This window comes from Lysinibacillus sp. RU7 (assembly GCF_057837305.1).
Map to the genome: position 1 here is coordinate 46,526 of NZ_JBYQFK010000012.1, position 15,914 is coordinate 62,439.

Below are 15,914 nucleotides of genomic sequence, written 5' to 3' on the forward strand. Positions count from 1 at the left end.
CACCTCCTTTTACTCTTGTGATAATAATTCCGTAAAACGAGCAGCGTCTGCTGGGTCCATTTTTTCAAAAATAGCCCTTAACGTATCCGACTTCATATTGGACATAATACGTAATGCTTCAGATTCACTCATCTGCGTTAAAATAGGGGCAGCTTTCTTCGCTGACATATTCTCATACGTCTTTAAAATTTCTTTAAATTCTAATGTTGCTTCTTCTTGCACACGTTTTAATTGTTCAATTTCAGCAAGAAGACGTTCTTGTTCAATTAACAACTCCTCATTCGTTGCTGTAGCTGACTCGATTTCTGATTGCAACTGTACAATCTCCGCCTCTTTTTCTTGAATTTCTGCTTGTAATGTCACAATTTTTTCTTCATTTAATGACGGATTTTCGACAATTTCTTCTTTTGAAGAAATAAACGGAATTTTATCTTTCATGCTATCGACTATTTGAAACACATTTGTATTCGTAAAATGCGCGATAATTAAGAAAATTGCTAGTGTAAACACTAACGGAATTAGAAACAAGTAAAATAACTTTTGAAAAAAACCCGGGTTCTTCTCTTGTACCTCGACTTCGTCTATTTTTTCGACATCGTTCTTCGCCATGCCATCACCTAATTTCTCTCTTGTTGTACGTAAGGGTGGCCATCTCATCTAATTGGATCGTTTCTAAACGATTTTGTTCTTCCCTAAATGCTTCGAAATCTTTTTCACGCATTTTTTCATATTTACGTACTTCCAAGTTTTTTTCTAATAATTTTTGTTCATGCCAATTCATTTTTGCTCGTGCTTGCACGACCTTTTGTTGCACATCGTCAATCGTTTTCTCCATGCTATCGATAAACCGTGTATAATGACTAATTTCATCGATGGAAGAGCCGACTTGCAAGCGCTCTTGTTGAAACGCTACTAAATCTTCTCTTTTCTTCAATAGTTCATAAAGCTTTGTTGCAATTTCTTCAAAAGAGCGAACAGATTCTTTGTAAGCAATTTCTGTTTCATTTTTTTCTTGTTCGCGAACAGTTAAAATTTGTTCAAATCGATAACTATATCGTAGCATTATTTCGCACCACCATTCGATAATGCAATCATTTCATTGACTGTTTGTTCAAATGAAACTTTATCTTTAAACCCTTGCTTTAAAAAGTTTGTAATGAGTGGTTCATACTGTATTGCTTCATCAATTTCTCTAGACGTTCCACGTTTGTATGCACCAATATTAATTAAGTCCTCAGACTTTGAATATGTATAGTACATTTCACGTAAACGAGCGGCTGCCGTTGTATGATCAGGCGTTGCAATATGATTCATGAGTCGACTAACGCTCTTGAGGATATTAATCGCTGGGTATTGCCCCTTATTTGCGAGTGTACGGTCGAGTACAATATGCCCATCTAAAATCCCACGTACAGCGTCAGCAATTGGTTCATTCATATCGTCTCCATCGACAAGAACGGTATAAAAAGCGGTAATAGCTCCTTTTAAGTTTGTCCCCGTGCGTTCAAGTAGCGTTGGTAAAATAGCAAATACAGATGGCGTATATCCTCTAGTAGCAGGTGGTTCCCCTACCGCTAGGCCAATTTCTCGTTGGGCCATTGCAACACGTGTTACAGAGTCCATCATTAGCATGACATTCATGCCTCGATCTCGAAAATATTCAGCAATAGCAGTGGCAGTAAAGGCTGCTTTAATCCGCATTAAAGCCGGCTGATCACTCGTAGCCGCTACAACAATCGACCGACTTAAGCCTTCAGGGCCAAGGTCGCGCTCGATAAACTCACGTACCTCACGTCCACGCTCTCCAACAAGTGCAATCACATTAATATCCGCTTTTGTATTGCGAGCAATCATACCTAAAAGTGTACTTTTCCCGACACCTGAACCGGCAAATATGCCGACACGTTGACCGCTCCCTACTGTCAGCATCCCATCAATCGCTTTGACGCCGACCTCTAGTTGCGCTGTAATAGGCGGGCGTGTCATTGGATTAGGTGGGTCTTTTTCAGTCGGGACTGAAACAAGCCCGCGAGGTAATGCATACCCATCAAATGGCTCGCCCATTGAGTCTAACACTTTCCCAATTAGTTCAGGTCCGACTTTTATTTCTAAAGGCTTCCCTGTTCCTTCCACTAAACAACCGATTGAAATTTCTCGCAAAGACGAATACGGCATTAGCACAACAATCTCATCTTTAAAGCCAACAACTTCAGCTAAAATAATTTGATGACCATTTGTTGATGAATTGACGTGTATTTTACACACATCGCCAATAGAGCTATCAGGACCTTGTGATTCAATCATCAAGCCAACAACGCGGGTAACTTTACCAAATTTTTTAAAGGTCGATATATTGGGAATATGTTCGATTAATTGGGCCGCTCGCATGCGATCATTCCTTACTATCTAAAATTTCTCGAAGCTTTAGTCGAAGTTCGTTTAATTGCGTATCAATCGATACAACGATACGTCCATGATTTGTTTCAATATAGCTCTCTGTACTTGATAAATCCTCATTGACAAAAATCATAAACGGCACATCTGTTGGGAACATTTCAGCAAGTTCATCGCGATTTTTCGAGACAATGCTGTGATAGTGTGGCGCTACATAAATTTTAATTTCTTTCATTTCACGCGCTTCTTTTAAACCACGCTTTACAATAGAGACAAATGCTTCATCATCGCGCTCAAGCACCGTATTTAAAATGTGCTCCGCTGTCGTTAACCCTAACTCTAAAATAACTGCCTCTTGCGATTTAATATATTTATCCGCATTTACCTGTGCGTTTGCTACCGTTTCATTTGCCGTTTGTAACGCTTGTTGCATATCCGCATTTGCTTTTTGAATGCCTTCCTCATATCCTTGTGCGAAGCTCTCCTCATATGTTTGTTGTTGCAGTATCAGTTTTTCCTCTTCCCACACTTGCTTTAATTCTTCAATTGTCTGCAACTGCTCTTGACGAAACTGTTCAAACTGCTGCTGCTCTAATTCAAGTTGCTGACGCGCATCAGCTAATAACTGATCGCGTTCAGCTAAAATTTGTTCACGTGTCACTTCAAGCTCTTCTTCTATATGCTCAAATTCCTCTACACGTTCAGGTTGAAAAAAGTGAAATGATTGAATTTGTATTTCCTTTTCTTCAACCTGCTTTGCTTGCATGCTGCGGATGATTCTAGACAATGACGTCATCTCCTCCACCACGCGCGATAATAATCTCTCCTGCATCCTCTAGACGTCGAATAACCGCTACAATACGAGATTGTGCTTCTTCCACATCGCGCAGTCGAACCGGTCCCATAATTTCCATTTCTTCACGGAATGTTTCTGCCATTCGTTGTGACATATTACGGAAAATAATTTCTTTTACTTCATCACTAGAAACTTTCATGGATAATAATAAGTCTTCATTTTCACAATCGCGAATAACACGTTGAATCGAACGATTATCCAATGTAACAATATCTTCGAATACAAACATACGCTTTTTGATTTCTTCTGCTAGCTCTGGATCTTGAATTTCGAGTGCATCGAGAATCGTTTTTTCCGTTTGACGATCTACACCATTTAACACTTCCACGACTGCATCGATACCACCTGTTTCTGTGTAGTCTTGCGTTACAGTAGAAGAGAGTTTTCGTTCTAATACAGATTCGATTTCACTAATCACTTCTGGGGATGTCGAATCCATTACCGCAATACGCTTCGCAATATCTGCTTGCACCTCTTGCGGAAGCGAGGATAAAATAATCCCCGCTTGCGTTGGATCTAAATACGATAAAATAAGCGCAATCGTTTGTGGGTGTTCATTTTGAATAAAGTTAAAAATTTGTGCTGGATCTGCTTTACGTGCAAAATCAAATGGACGCACTTGTAAAGAAGATGTTAAACGATTTAAAATTGCTTGTGCTTGATCTGTACCAAGCGCTTTTTCTAAAACGGTTTTCGCATAGCCGATACCGCCCTGTGTAATATAATCTTGCGCTAAGGCAATATTATGAAATTCTTCAATAATGTTCTCCTTGACGGTAGATTCGACTTTTTTCACACTTGAAATTTCAAGTGTTAAGCGTTCAATTTCTTCTTCGCTTAAGTGTTTATACACAGAAGCCGAAACTTCCGGTCCTAGAGAAATTAACAGCAAAGCTGCTTTTTGCTTTCCTGATAACTCTTTATCTTTCTTGGACACAGGCGAACCCCCTATTAATCTTCTGCAATCCAACTACGTAATAGCTTCGCAAAATCTTCTGGCTTGTCCTTTGCCATTTTTTCAAGCTGTTTACGGCGTACGGTTGCTTCAGTCTCTTTTTCCTCTGAAATATCATCTACTTCAATTAATTCTTGTTGTTGTTCGATAATATTTAACTCTTCTTCTTCTTTTTTACGTTTACGGGAACGTAAAATGAAGAATACTAGAAGTCCAATGGCTGCAAGTAAAATGCCGCCTACTACCCAAACCCACCATGGAATAGCAGATTCTGGCGTAGCATCTGTTCCTTCTTTTCCGTAAAACGGTTGAACAGAAACAACAATTTTATTACTTATCGCTTCATCTGTTAAATCACCTGCTGCTTCTTTATCAATAGAAGTACGTACGATTGTGGCTAAAATTTGTTCAATGTCTTCTTGCACTGCCGCATCTAAAGACGCTGGATCGTCCGCAACTGGCGGCTCTACCATTACTTGAATACCTAAATCACGAATTTTGTACGGACTTTCTTCAATTTCACGACGAATACGATTGACGTCATTGTTAATTGTTTCTTCAACGCGCTCATATTCTCCATCTCCTGTAGTGCCTTCTTGGTAATCTGTAAAGTTATCCGTTACATTTTCAGCTTCTGGTACGCCAGACGCTGTTGTGCCTGTTCCTGAATAGGTTTCTGTAATACGTTGTGCGCTAATGGCAATGCCTTCATTGTTTTCTTCGTCTACCGGCTGAACTAAATTTTCTTCTCGATTTTCTTGCTTAAAATCCACATCTGTTGTAACGGAGACAACTACTTTATCTTGTCCCATCATCGTCCCAAGCATATTTTGGACTTGACGTTGAATATCGCGCTCAATTTGCTTCTTAATGCCCATTTGCCCTTCAGGTGTTGTTGTTGAATTACTACCTATTTGCGCTGAATTCAAATCGAAGTATTCCGCATATTGATTGGAAATTTCAATATTTTCAGTACTTAAGTTTGGAACACTTTTAGCTACTAAACTATACAGTGTTTTAATTTGATCATCTGTAAATTTCACGCCCGGTTCTGTTGTTAGCATAACAGAAGCCGTTGCTTCCTGTGTAGATTCTTTAAAAAAGATTCCTTCATCTGGTACAGTAATTAGCACTTTAGCATCTTTTACACCTTGTACTCGCTTTATTAAATTCGCGATTTCTGTTTCTGTTGCTGCTTGTTTAATGACATTGAATTCGTTATCTGTCATACCAAAACCAGCATTTTCTGTGAAGAAAGATGTACTAATAGCGCCCGTTTCTGGATATCCTTGTGACGCTAGTGATACTGCCAGAGGATCCACTTGCTCTTCTGGTACTAAAATCGTGGTGCCTCCATTTGCTAATTCGTACACTACTCCTTGTGAACCTAATACTTCCGTAATTTGACCTGCTTCACTAGGCGATAATCCAGTAAATAACGGGGCCATCGTTGTTCTAGTTGAAAAATATGTAAGTATCCCTGCTAATGCAACAATCGCTACTAACGTGCCAATTATCGCACCTTTTTGATTTCGTGTTCGACTCGTCCAAAAATTAGTCGAATCCGTTTTTATTCTCGTTAAACGTTCATTCATTATGAATCCTCCGGTTATAGTGAATGCTTTAACAATTTACAATTCGCTTTAACCGCCCTATTATACACTCATTCGCATAATTTCTTGGTAGGCTTCAATTACCTTATTGCGAACTTCCATTGTTGCATTAAGTGTAATGCTCGCTTTTTGGGAAGCAATCATTACCTCATGTAATTCTACATCTCCACCATTAATCAATTTTTCTGTCATCATATCCGATTGAATTTGCTTTTCATTGACATTAGTAATAGCTTCTTTTAGCGTATTGGCAAACGTTTTTTGCGCTTCGGCTGAAGTTACCACCGCATTGATTTTTGTTGATTCGTTTGACACTGTTGGTACTGTCAGTGATACCGGATTAATTGCCATTTTTAATTACCTCCTACTCTTAGTGTCACCCTTTTCCAATTTCTAAAGCTTTCGTTAACATGGCTTTATTCGCATTAAACATTGTAACATTAGCCTCATATGAACGAGAAGCCGATATTAAATCTACCATTTCAGATAATAAATCTACATTTGATGTTCGAACGTACCCCGCTTCGTCCGCATCCGGATGTGTTGGATCGTATGTAAGTTTAAATTGTGTTTCTGTATCTTCTTTAATCTCTTTTATGCGTACGCCATTTCCAACCGCTTGCTTGGACGTTTTACCCATGGCAACGTTTAGGAAATTACTAAAACGATTCCCTTCTTGCTCTGTTAATACAACCTGCTTTTTACGATAAGGCTCCCATTCTCCATTTACTTGACGAGCACGTGTCGTATCGACATTTGCAATATTGGAAGAAATAACGTCCATACGAAGTCGCTGAGCAGTTAAAGCAGAAGCCGTCGTATTCATACTATGAAAAATTGTCATGGTTATCTCCCACCTTTAATCACATTAGTTAGTGAGCTTAATTTACCACTTACACGATCAATTAGCGCATTATAGTAAATTTGATTTTCCGCCAGACTTGCTTGCTCTGCATCCATATTAACACCATTCCCATTATGACGTGCTCTAAAATTCTCATAGGTATATACACCTGGTGTTGATTGCTCCATCTTAAATTCATAGTGTCTCGTATCCGTACGATAAGCATTAACCCCTAATTGTTTCGCTTGTGTGAGCATTTGTTTAAAACTAACATCCTGCGCTTTGTAATTAGGTGTGTCAACATTGGCGATATTTTGAGCGATTGTTTTATTTTTTAATGTTGCATAAGAAAGTCCTTTTTCTAAACTACTAATAGTTCCGCCAAATAATTCCAAAAAAATCACCTCATTTATATAGAATCATTTCAATTATATACACTTAACCAATCAATACTATAATTGTAAAGAATATAATCCTTAGTGTCTATTGCCTTTTGTCGCTTTTCGTTGGGAAATTAAGACCATTTTTTTCGCGATATTTTTCGACTAAGTAATATAATATACGATATTTTTCGCTTTTTTTTTGCACATTTCCGCTGTATATTTACACTGAATTTTAAACATCCACCAAAGAGAGCATTAAAAAAGGCACATTCTAGTTACACTATTTACCTTTCCTACATTTAAATCTATACTAAAAACGAAGGAAAATTGTCACAAAAGATACACACAAAACGAATCCCCCTATTAGATACGTTTCACTTTTAAAAACTAACCTATAAATTTCATATGCACTTAACGATTCACACACCTTTATTTTTAACCCAAAAAAGTGTAGATGAAGTTCAGATTGAACTCACCTACACTTTTATCATTCAAAACGAAATATCTCAAATGAAATTATTACTTCATTTTAATTTCCGCTAAAGCTACTAGGAACTTATCATTTAACACTTTAATATACGTTCCTTTCATACCTAAAGAACGAGATTCAATCACACCCGCAGATTCTAATTTACGTAATGCGTTTACGATAACAGAACGTGTAATCCCTACACGATCTGCAATTTTAGAAGCTACCAATAGACCTTCATTACCATCTAATTCCTCAAAAATATGCTCAATTGCTTCTAATTCAGAATACGATAATGAGTTAATCGCCATTTGTACAACTGCTTTTGAACGTGCTTCTTCTTCGATTTCTTCCGATTTTTCACGTAAGATTTCCATTCCTACTACCGTCGCACCGTATTCAGCTAGAATTAAGTCATCATCTTCAAATGGAGCGTTAATGCGAGCTAAGATTAATGTTCCTAAGCGTTCACCACCACCGATAATTGGTACAATAGTCGTTAAGCCCGATGCAAACAAATCTTTATTTTCAATAGGGAATGCCGTGTAATCACTGTTAATATCAATGTTTGGTGACGTTTCTGTAATGTTAAACAGTTTTTGTGTGTATTCTTCTGGGAATTGTCGCTCTTCAAACATTTTTTTAATACGATCATTTTCAATTTGTTGATGAATAGATAAACCTAAAAGCTTCCCTTTTCGGCTCACGATAAATACATTTGAATCAATAATATCCCCTAAAGTATCCGCCATTTCCTTGAAGTTTACCGGTTTACCCGCAGACGCTTGGAGCATTGCATTAATTTTACGAGTTTTAGCTAATAAGTTCATTTTATATTTCCTCCTAAATTATCTGTAACGATTAATTCACTAAATATTCTAAAGGTTTTCACAATTCAAAGAAACTAATTCGACTTTTTACAAGATAAATTGTGACAAATCTTTGTTTTTTACGATATTACCAAGCTTTTGATCGACATATGCCGGTGTAATGTCGATATGTGCCGGCGCAATTTCCGAAGCTTCGAATGATACTTCTTCTAGTAGACGTTCTAAAATGGTATGCAAACGACGCGCACCAATATTATCTGTTTCTTGATTTACTTCTGTCGCAATCTCCGCAATACGTTCAATTGCATCCTCCGTAAATTCTATCGTCACACCTTCTGTTTCTAACAGTGCTTTATATTGTAAAACAAGCGATTGATCTGGCTCTTTTAAAATGCGCACAAAATCTTCTTTCGTTAATTTTTCAAGTTCTACACGAATAGGGAAGCGCCCTTGTAGCTCAGGAATTAAGTCACTTGGTTTTGATACGTGAAATGCCCCGGCAGCAACAAACAGCATATAATCTGTTTTTACCGGACCGTATTTCGTCGTGACCGTCGACCCTTCTACAATCGGTAAAATATCACGTTGTACACCTTCACGCGAAACTTCCGCAGAAGATGTCCCTTTACTTGCGATTTTATCAATTTCATCAATGAAAATGATGCCTGCTTGTTCCGCACGTGTAATGGCTTCTTGTGCAAGTTCATCGGAATCGATTAACTTATTTGCCTCTTCCATTGTCAACAAGCGGCGCGCATCCTTCACCTTTACTTTACGCTTTTTCGTTTTCTTCGGCATTAAGTTAGATAACATATCTTGCATGCCCATATTGACGTCCATCCCCGGCATCATATCGAACATGGATGGCGCTTGTTCCGTTACTTCAATCGTGACCCATTGTTCTTCTAATTTACCAGCTTTTAAATCTTCCGCAACTTGTGTACGACGAGAACGAATTTCCGCTTCCTCGGTCGGTGTTTCTTTTGTCTGTTCTTCCTGTTGCCCACCAAAAAACATTGCAAAAGGGTTTTGTGGCATTTTAGACTTTAATTTCGAAGGTACAAGAAGCTTTACGAGCGCTTCATTTGCCAGCTTTTCCGCTTGTTCTTGTACCCCTTCCATCATTTCTTCTTTTACTAATCGTCTTGATGCTTCTACTAAATCACGCACCATCGACTCTACATCTCGACCAACATAACCTACCTCTGTAAATTTCGTCGCTTCCACCTTAATAAACGGTGCATTCGTCAATTTCGCAATACGACGTGCAATTTCCGTTTTACCAACACCTGTAGGACCAATCATTAAAATGTTTTTAGGAATAATTTCCGTTTTCATTTCGTCCGATAATAAAGAACGACGATAACGATTACGAAGTGCAACTGCTACAGCACGCTTTGCTTCATTTTGTCCTACAATATGACGATTTAAACTTTCCGTAATTTGTCTTGGCGTTAAATTTAAGTTTTTCATTAAAGCGCCTCCACGATAATATTATGGTTCGTAAATACACAAATGTCAGCAGCTGTTTTCAATGCAGCTTCGGCAATTTCTTTCGCCTTTAAATGCTCACCTGCATGCATTTTCAGCGCGCGCCCTGCCGCTAATGCATAATTGCCACCAGAACCAATCGCTAAAATCCCATCTTCAGGTTCAATAACTTCGCCAGTTCCCGAAACTAATAAGAGCGTGTTTTTATCCATCACGAGCAACATCGCTTCTAGTTGACGAAGCATCTTATCACCGCGCCATTGTTTTGCTACTTCAACAGATGCGCGCATAAGATTGCCATTGTATTCATTTAGTTTTGATTCAAACATTTCAAATAGTGTAAATGCATCTGCTACTGAACCAGCAAAGCCAGCAAGCACATTTCCATTAAACAGACGTCTGACCTTCCTTGCTGTATGCTTCATCACGACTGCATTGCCTAGTGTCACTTGACCATCACCAGCCATAGCACACTCGCCATTATGGTGAATAGCAAAAATTGTAGTTGCATGAATTTGTCCCATACACGTTCCTCCTAAACTATGCTCTCGGATGAGCATTCATATACGTATTGCGAAGATGCTCCTTCGTGACATGCGTATACACTTGCGTAGAAGATAAGTGCGCATGCCCAAGTAATTCTTGAACTGTACGTAAGTCTGCACCATTATTTAATAAATGTGTTGCAAATGTATGACGTAGCATATGTGGATAAATTTTCGAATGCAAGGATGCTTCTTCCATCATCTCACTTAAAATATGACGTACGCCCCGCGCAGTAAGTTCGCCTCCGCGCATATTGACAAATAAGCGTTGATGTTCTTTCGTTTTCATAAGCTTCGGTCGAACTTCATTGATATAACGGAGTAAAGCATTATGTGCATATTGACCAAACGGTACGATACGCTCTTTACGCCCTTTTCCCATTACCCGTAATATAGAATAGTAAAAATCCAGTTGATTTAACTCAATGGATACACACTCACTAACACGAATACCCGTTGCATATAACAACTCTAAAATGGCCATATTACGAATGGATTTTTCATCATCTCCACTCGAGGCGAGAAATAGCTGTTGCAATTCTTCCTCATAAAAAAAGCTCGGAAGTCTTTCCTCTTTTTTCGGATGATAAAGTGAGCGCAGGGGTGCATCATCTAAATCAACTTCTCGGTTCAAGTAACGGAAAAACGACCTAACGGATGAAATCTTTCTAGAAATTGTTGTTCGTGCCATGTTGTCATCATACAGCTTTGTTACATACAACCTCGCATGCAAATACTCTACCTCTGCTAAACTCATAACCCCTTCTTGCTTAAGAAAGGCTAAAAACTGCTGAATGTCTGCCTCGTATTCTCGTACAGTATGTACTGAAAAATTTCTCTCTAGTTGTACATATTTAATAAATTGGCTTAAAGCTTGTTGTGGATTATTTAACATGTTCCCTACCTCCATCGGTAGTACTTTAATGAACTATATTTAAAGAAGATAGCTGGCTTTAAAACATCCATAATGACACTATACCTATATACGGAATAGTGCAAGTGAAATATACTTAAATATTTTAAATTTTATTTGTTTGTTCACAAATTCACAATTCTTTATCCAATTAGTACCACAAAAAAAGACCGTAATATAAAAAGCCTCTAAAAGTATATCAATCTTTAGAGGCTTTTGGCAATTATATTGTTTGTTTATTCGTAAAATTCCGAATTGTTTCTAAAGCGCGATTAGCATGGCGTTCTGCACGTTCTACTTTTGATTTAATCCGTTCACCTAAATCAGGGAATAATCCAAAGTTTACATTCATCGGCTGGAAGTTTTTAGCGTCAGCTTCTGTAATATAACGTGCCATAGAACCAAGTGCCGTTTCATGCGGGAAGTACAATAATTCTTCCCCTTTAGCTAGGCGAGCTGCATTAATGCCTGCGATTAAGCCACTACCCGCTGATTCCACATATCCTTCAACACCTGTCATTTGACCAGCAAAGAAAATATTTGGGTTCGAGCGTAGTTGATATGTGCTATTCAACACTTTCGGTGAGTTAATGAACGTATTTCGATGCATAACCCCATAGCGTACAATTTCTAAGTTTTCAAGCCCCGGAATCATCGAGAACACGCGCTTTTGTTCTGGCCATTTTAAATGCGTTTGGAAGCCAACAATATTGTAAAGCGTACCTGCTGCATCATCTTGACGTAGCTGTACAACAGCGTACGGACGCTTCCCAGTTTTCGGATCTTCCAGTCCTACTGGCTTCATTGGGCCAAATAGCATTGTTTTCTCTCCGCGAGTTGCCATTACTTCAATTGGCATACAGCCTTCGAAATACTTTTCTTTTTCGAATTCTTTTAACGGTGCACATTCCGCTGTAATTAATGCTTCACGAAATGCATCGAACTCTTCTTTCGTCATCGGACAGTTTAAGTAGGCCGCTTCGCCTTTATCATAGCGTGATTTTAAGTATACTTTTTCCATATCGATGCTATCTTTTTCAAGAATTGGTGCAGCCGCATCATAAAAGTATAAATACTCTTCCCCTGTCAGCTCTTTCACTTTATTCGCTAAGCTTTCAGATGTTAAAGGACCCGTTGCAATGACTGTAATACCTTCTGGGATTTCTGTCACTTCTTCATGAATGACTTCCACCAGCGGATGGTTTTTGACAGCCTCTGTCACATATCCTGCAAATTCATGACGGTCTACGGCAAGTGCTCCTCCCGCAGGAACCGCACATTTATCTGCTGCTGCCATAATCACCGAGTCTAACATCCGCATTTCTTCTTTAATCACACCAACTGCATTGGTTAAATTATTCGCACGCAGTGAGTTTGAGCAGACAAGCTCTGCAAATTTATCTGTGTGATGTGCTGGCGTCTGTTTTACAGGGCGCATTTCATAAAGGCGTACCTTTATACCCCGCTTAGCAATTTGCCACGCTGCTTCACTTCCTGCTAAGCCAGCACCAATTACGTTTACTACCTGTTGTGTCATTTAACTTTACCTCTTTATTCTGATGGTGTTTCCTCGTAGTCACACTCTGCGTTCGTACATTGGATTTGAACACCTTTTTTCAATTTCTTCTCTACTAATAATGCACTACATTTCGGACAAGGTCTATTAATTGGCTTATCCCATGAGACAAATTCACATTCTGGATATTGATTACATCCGTAGAAAATCCGTTTTGTTTTGCTTTTTCGTTCAACAACTTCGCCTTCTTCACAGGATGGACATTTCACACCGATTGGCTTCATAATTGCTTTTGTATTACGGCAATCTGGGAAATTAGAACAAGCCATAAACTTGCCATAACGGCCGAGCTTATAAACCATTGGCGCACCACATTTTTCACAGTCTTCACCAGCTGGCTCATCTTTAATCTCGATTTTCTCCATCACTTCATCTGCATGCTTCACGCGCGGCTCAAAGTCTTTGTAAAACGCATCAATGACTTCTACCCACCTCGTAATGCCTTCTTCAATACCATCTAGGTTTTGTTCCATCTGTGCCGTAAACTCGATGTTAATGATTTCAGGGAAGAATTCTAACGTTGCTTGATGAACGATTTCGCCAAGCTCTGTTGGGACAAAACGTTTTGCATCTAGCTGTACATACCCGCGCTTTTGAATTGTATCTAAAGTAGGTGCGTATGTCGATGGACGCCCGATCCCTAGTTCCTCTAACGCTTTCACTAAACGCGCTTCCGAATAGCGTGGTGGTGGTTGCGTAAAATGTTGTTTCGGCTCAATATTGGCCGTTTTTACTTTATCCCCTATCGCCATTTCTGGTAACAGCTTTGTCGTTTCTTCAGTTTGATCGTCTGTTCCTTCAATGTATAGCTTCATAAACCCTGGAAACTTTACATGCGATCCATTCGCACGGAACTGAACGCCTTCATTTTGTAAATCAACTGTTACCGTATCTAAAACGGCCGGTGCCATTTGACTCGCAATAAAGCGTTCCCAAATTAAACGATATAGTCTTAGTTGATCTCGGCTAAGTACCGTTTTCAATTCATCTGGTGTGCGCATCACACTTGTTGGACGAATGGCTTCGTGCGCATCTTGAGCATTCGCTTGCTTTTTCCCTTGCTTCACTTCACCAACAACATAATCTTTCCCGTATTTCTGTTCGATATAACCGACTACTTCTGTTTTCGCCGTATCGGAAATACGTGTCGAATCTGTACGCATGTACGTAATTAAACCGATTGTTCCTTCTTTTTTGCCGATATCGATCCCTTCATACAGTTGTTGCGCGAGCATCATCGTCTTTTTTGCACGGAAGTTTAGTTTACGCGCTGCTTCTTGTTGTAAGGATGATGTCGTAAAGGCAGGAGCTGCATTGCGTTTACGCTCTTTTTTGACAACATTGAGTACTTCAAATTCATCGCCTTTTAACTGTGCTAATACAGCTTTCACTTGCTGTTCATTTGTCAGTTTTACCTTTTCTTCATTTGTACCATAAAACAAAGCATCGAATTGTTTTTTCCCTTTTTCAAAAAGCCCCTCAATGGACCAGTATTCTTCTGGGACAAAGTTTTTAATCTCATTTTCGCGATCAATAATTAGACGAAGTGCCACCGATTGTACTCGGCCTGCTGATAATCCCTTTTTCACCTTTTTCCACAAGATCGGACTAATATTATAACCAACAAGACGGTCTAAAATTCGACGAGCTTGTTGTGCATCAACTAAGTCCATATTAATCGCACGTGGATGCTTAAAGCTTTCTAAAATTGCATCCTTTGTAATTTCATTAAATACAACACGGCAATCGGATGTTGTATCGATATTTAAAGCGGTCGCTAAGTGCCAAGCAATCGCTTCCCCTTCTCGGTCAGGATCGGCTGCAAGATATATTTTCTTCGCTTTTTTTGCCGCTGTTTTTAATTCCTGCAATACAGGTCCTTTTCCGCGGATTGTTATATATTTAGGTTCATAATTATTTTCTGTATTAATCCCCATCTGACTACGCGGTAAATCGCGTACATGTCCGATAGATGCCTTCACTTTATATTTTTTCCCTAAATAGCGTTCAATCGTTTTCGCCTTTGCAGGTGATTCCACTATTACTAAATAATCTGCCATTCATCTTCCCCCTTATAGAGGTTACTTGTTGTTTTTTACAAATCAATTCCTGTTGCAAAATGTATAACAGATTTACATAGAATGCAACTTTTTTTCAATCTTTCATTTGAAACATTTGTAATTCCTCAATAATTTGATACCCGTTCCATATCGGAATGGCACCTTCTCTGATCAAATTATTTGTACCAGCAGATTGTAGCGATGTAATAGGTCCAGGTACTGCAAATACATCTTTTCCTTGCTCTAAAGCAAGCTCTGTTGTAATGAGTGTACCACTGCGAAGTGCTGCTTCTGTTACGACTAATGCATTCGAAAGCCCACTAATAATTCGATTGCGCATTGGGAAATGATGTTTTTTTGCTCCAACATGTGGTGGGTATTCAGTTACTAATAAATGATGTTGACTTAAATGGTTTGCAAGTTGCTCATTACTTCTCGGATAGATTGTTTCGAGGCCGTGTCCTAGTACAGCAATTGTTTTCCCACCATAATGCACCGCTGCTCGATGTGCCAATGTATCTGCACCTTTCGCAAGACCACTGACAATTACATAATGATGTTGAATAAGTGGCGGGATAATTTGTTTAAACGCTTCTGCTGAGTAAGCAGTCGCTTCCCTTGAACCAATACAAGCAATTTTGTTTTGGGCTGTAAGCAGGTTGCTATCTCCTTTGCAATATAACACTGCTGGCGGATCACTAAGTTGGAATAATTGTTTTGGGTATAAATTACTTGTATACGGAATAACTTCAATATCTTTTGATGCATAAAATTCTAGTAAATCCGTTTGACATAGAGAAACATATGTCCTTTTTAGTGTATATGCAGTTTCCTTTTTTATATTAATCATTTGAGCTAAATTTGAGACTGAAATCGTTTCCAATTCATTAAGTGTTTGAATATTACGCAATAAGTAATGTAGTTTATTTAATGTTAGCGGATATGCATAATGAAGTGCTAATAATTTGTGCAAGGTTGTCATTTT

The 15,914-nt window shown here is 38.8% G+C and carries 16 protein-coding genes; all 16 read right to left on the reverse strand.

From position 1 onward, the window contains the following. Nucleotides 1–9 precede the first annotated feature (9 nt). A complete protein-coding gene (locus AC3II9_RS10455; RefSeq protein WP_489155271.1) occupies nt 10–609 on the reverse strand; it encodes a MotE family protein in 600 nt (199 codons plus the stop codon). A 4-nt stretch (nt 610–613) separates the two neighbouring features. Next, nucleotides 614–1,063 carry a flagellar export protein FliJ gene (fliJ, locus tag AC3II9_RS10460; RefSeq protein WP_489155273.1) on the reverse strand — a complete coding sequence of 150 codons (450 nt, stop codon included), beginning with the start codon at nt 1,061–1,063 and terminating at the stop codon, nt 614–616. Then, complete coding sequence (gene fliI / locus AC3II9_RS10465; protein ID WP_489155275.1) at nt 1,063–2,388, reverse strand: flagellar protein export ATPase FliI; 1,326 nt, start codon at nt 2,386–2,388, stop codon at nt 1,063–1,065. The genes fliJ and fliI overlap by 1 nt, the downstream gene beginning before the upstream one ends. 4 nt (nt 2,389–2,392) lie before the next feature. Continuing rightward, nucleotides 2,393–3,190, reverse strand: a complete 798-nt coding sequence (locus tag AC3II9_RS10470; protein ID WP_489155277.1) for a FliH/SctL family protein — start codon at nt 3,188–3,190, stop codon at nt 2,393–2,395. After that, the gene (gene fliG, locus AC3II9_RS10475; RefSeq protein ID WP_489155279.1) at nt 3,174–4,187 is read right to left on the reverse strand and encodes a flagellar motor switch protein FliG; all 1,014 of its coding nucleotides are present in this window, start codon (nt 4,185–4,187) and stop codon (nt 3,174–3,176) included. The genes AC3II9_RS10470 and fliG overlap by 17 nt, the downstream gene beginning before the upstream one ends. A 14-nt stretch (nt 4,188–4,201) precedes the next feature. Continuing rightward, entirely contained in the window at nt 4,202–5,800 is a 1,599-nt protein-coding gene (fliF, locus tag AC3II9_RS10480; protein ID WP_489155281.1) for a flagellar basal-body MS-ring/collar protein FliF, read from the reverse strand. A 60-nt stretch (nt 5,801–5,860) separates the two neighbouring features. After that, the gene (gene fliE / locus AC3II9_RS10485) at nt 5,861–6,169 is read right to left on the reverse strand and encodes a flagellar hook-basal body complex protein FliE (RefSeq protein WP_431029468.1); all 309 of its coding nucleotides are present in this window, start codon (nt 6,167–6,169) and stop codon (nt 5,861–5,863) included. A 25-nt stretch (nt 6,170–6,194) separates the two neighbouring features. Next, nucleotides 6,195–6,662: a flagellar basal body rod protein FlgC gene (flgC, locus tag AC3II9_RS10490; protein ID WP_489155283.1), complete on the reverse strand. Its 468-nt coding sequence runs from the start codon at nt 6,660–6,662 to the stop codon at nt 6,195–6,197. Nucleotides 6,663–6,664: 2 nt separating this feature from the next. Beyond that, on the reverse strand, nt 6,665–7,057 hold the full coding sequence (gene flgB, locus AC3II9_RS10495; protein ID WP_489155285.1) for a flagellar basal body rod protein FlgB: 393 nt from the start codon (nt 7,055–7,057) through the stop codon (nt 6,665–6,667). Nucleotides 7,058–7,564: 507 nt separating this feature from the next. Further along, nucleotides 7,565–8,344 carry a GTP-sensing pleiotropic transcriptional regulator CodY gene (gene codY / locus AC3II9_RS10500; protein ID WP_391366411.1) on the reverse strand — a complete coding sequence of 260 codons (780 nt, stop codon included), beginning with the start codon at nt 8,342–8,344 and terminating at the stop codon, nt 7,565–7,567. Nucleotides 8,345–8,431: 87 nt separating this feature from the next. Then, nucleotides 8,432–9,817: an ATP-dependent protease ATPase subunit HslU gene (hslU, locus tag AC3II9_RS10505; protein ID WP_489155287.1), complete on the reverse strand. Its 1,386-nt coding sequence runs from the start codon at nt 9,815–9,817 to the stop codon at nt 8,432–8,434. Then, a complete protein-coding gene (hslV, locus tag AC3II9_RS10510) occupies nt 9,817–10,359 on the reverse strand; it encodes an ATP-dependent protease subunit HslV (protein WP_391366409.1) in 543 nt (180 codons plus the stop codon). The genes hslU and hslV overlap by 1 nt, the downstream gene beginning before the upstream one ends. Before the next feature lie 16 nt (nt 10,360–10,375). Continuing rightward, on the reverse strand, nt 10,376–11,275 hold the full coding sequence (xerC, locus tag AC3II9_RS10515) for a tyrosine recombinase XerC (RefSeq protein WP_489155289.1): 900 nt from the start codon (nt 11,273–11,275) through the stop codon (nt 10,376–10,378). Between the two features lie 241 nt (nt 11,276–11,516). Continuing rightward, nucleotides 11,517–12,830 (reverse strand): FADH(2)-oxidizing methylenetetrahydrofolate--tRNA-(uracil(54)-C(5))-methyltransferase TrmFO, encoded by a 1,314-nt coding sequence (gene trmFO, locus AC3II9_RS10520; RefSeq protein ID WP_489155291.1) that lies wholly within the window; start codon nt 12,828–12,830, stop codon nt 11,517–11,519. Nucleotides 12,831–12,844: 14 nt separating this feature from the next. Then, nucleotides 12,845–14,929, reverse strand: a complete 2,085-nt coding sequence (topA, locus tag AC3II9_RS10525; RefSeq protein WP_489155293.1) for a type I DNA topoisomerase — start codon at nt 14,927–14,929, stop codon at nt 12,845–12,847. Nucleotides 14,930–15,023: 94 nt separating this feature from the next. After that, nucleotides 15,024–15,911, reverse strand: a complete 888-nt coding sequence (dprA, locus tag AC3II9_RS10530) for a DNA-processing protein DprA (protein WP_489155295.1) — start codon at nt 15,909–15,911, stop codon at nt 15,024–15,026. Nucleotides 15,912–15,914 lie beyond the last annotated feature (3 nt).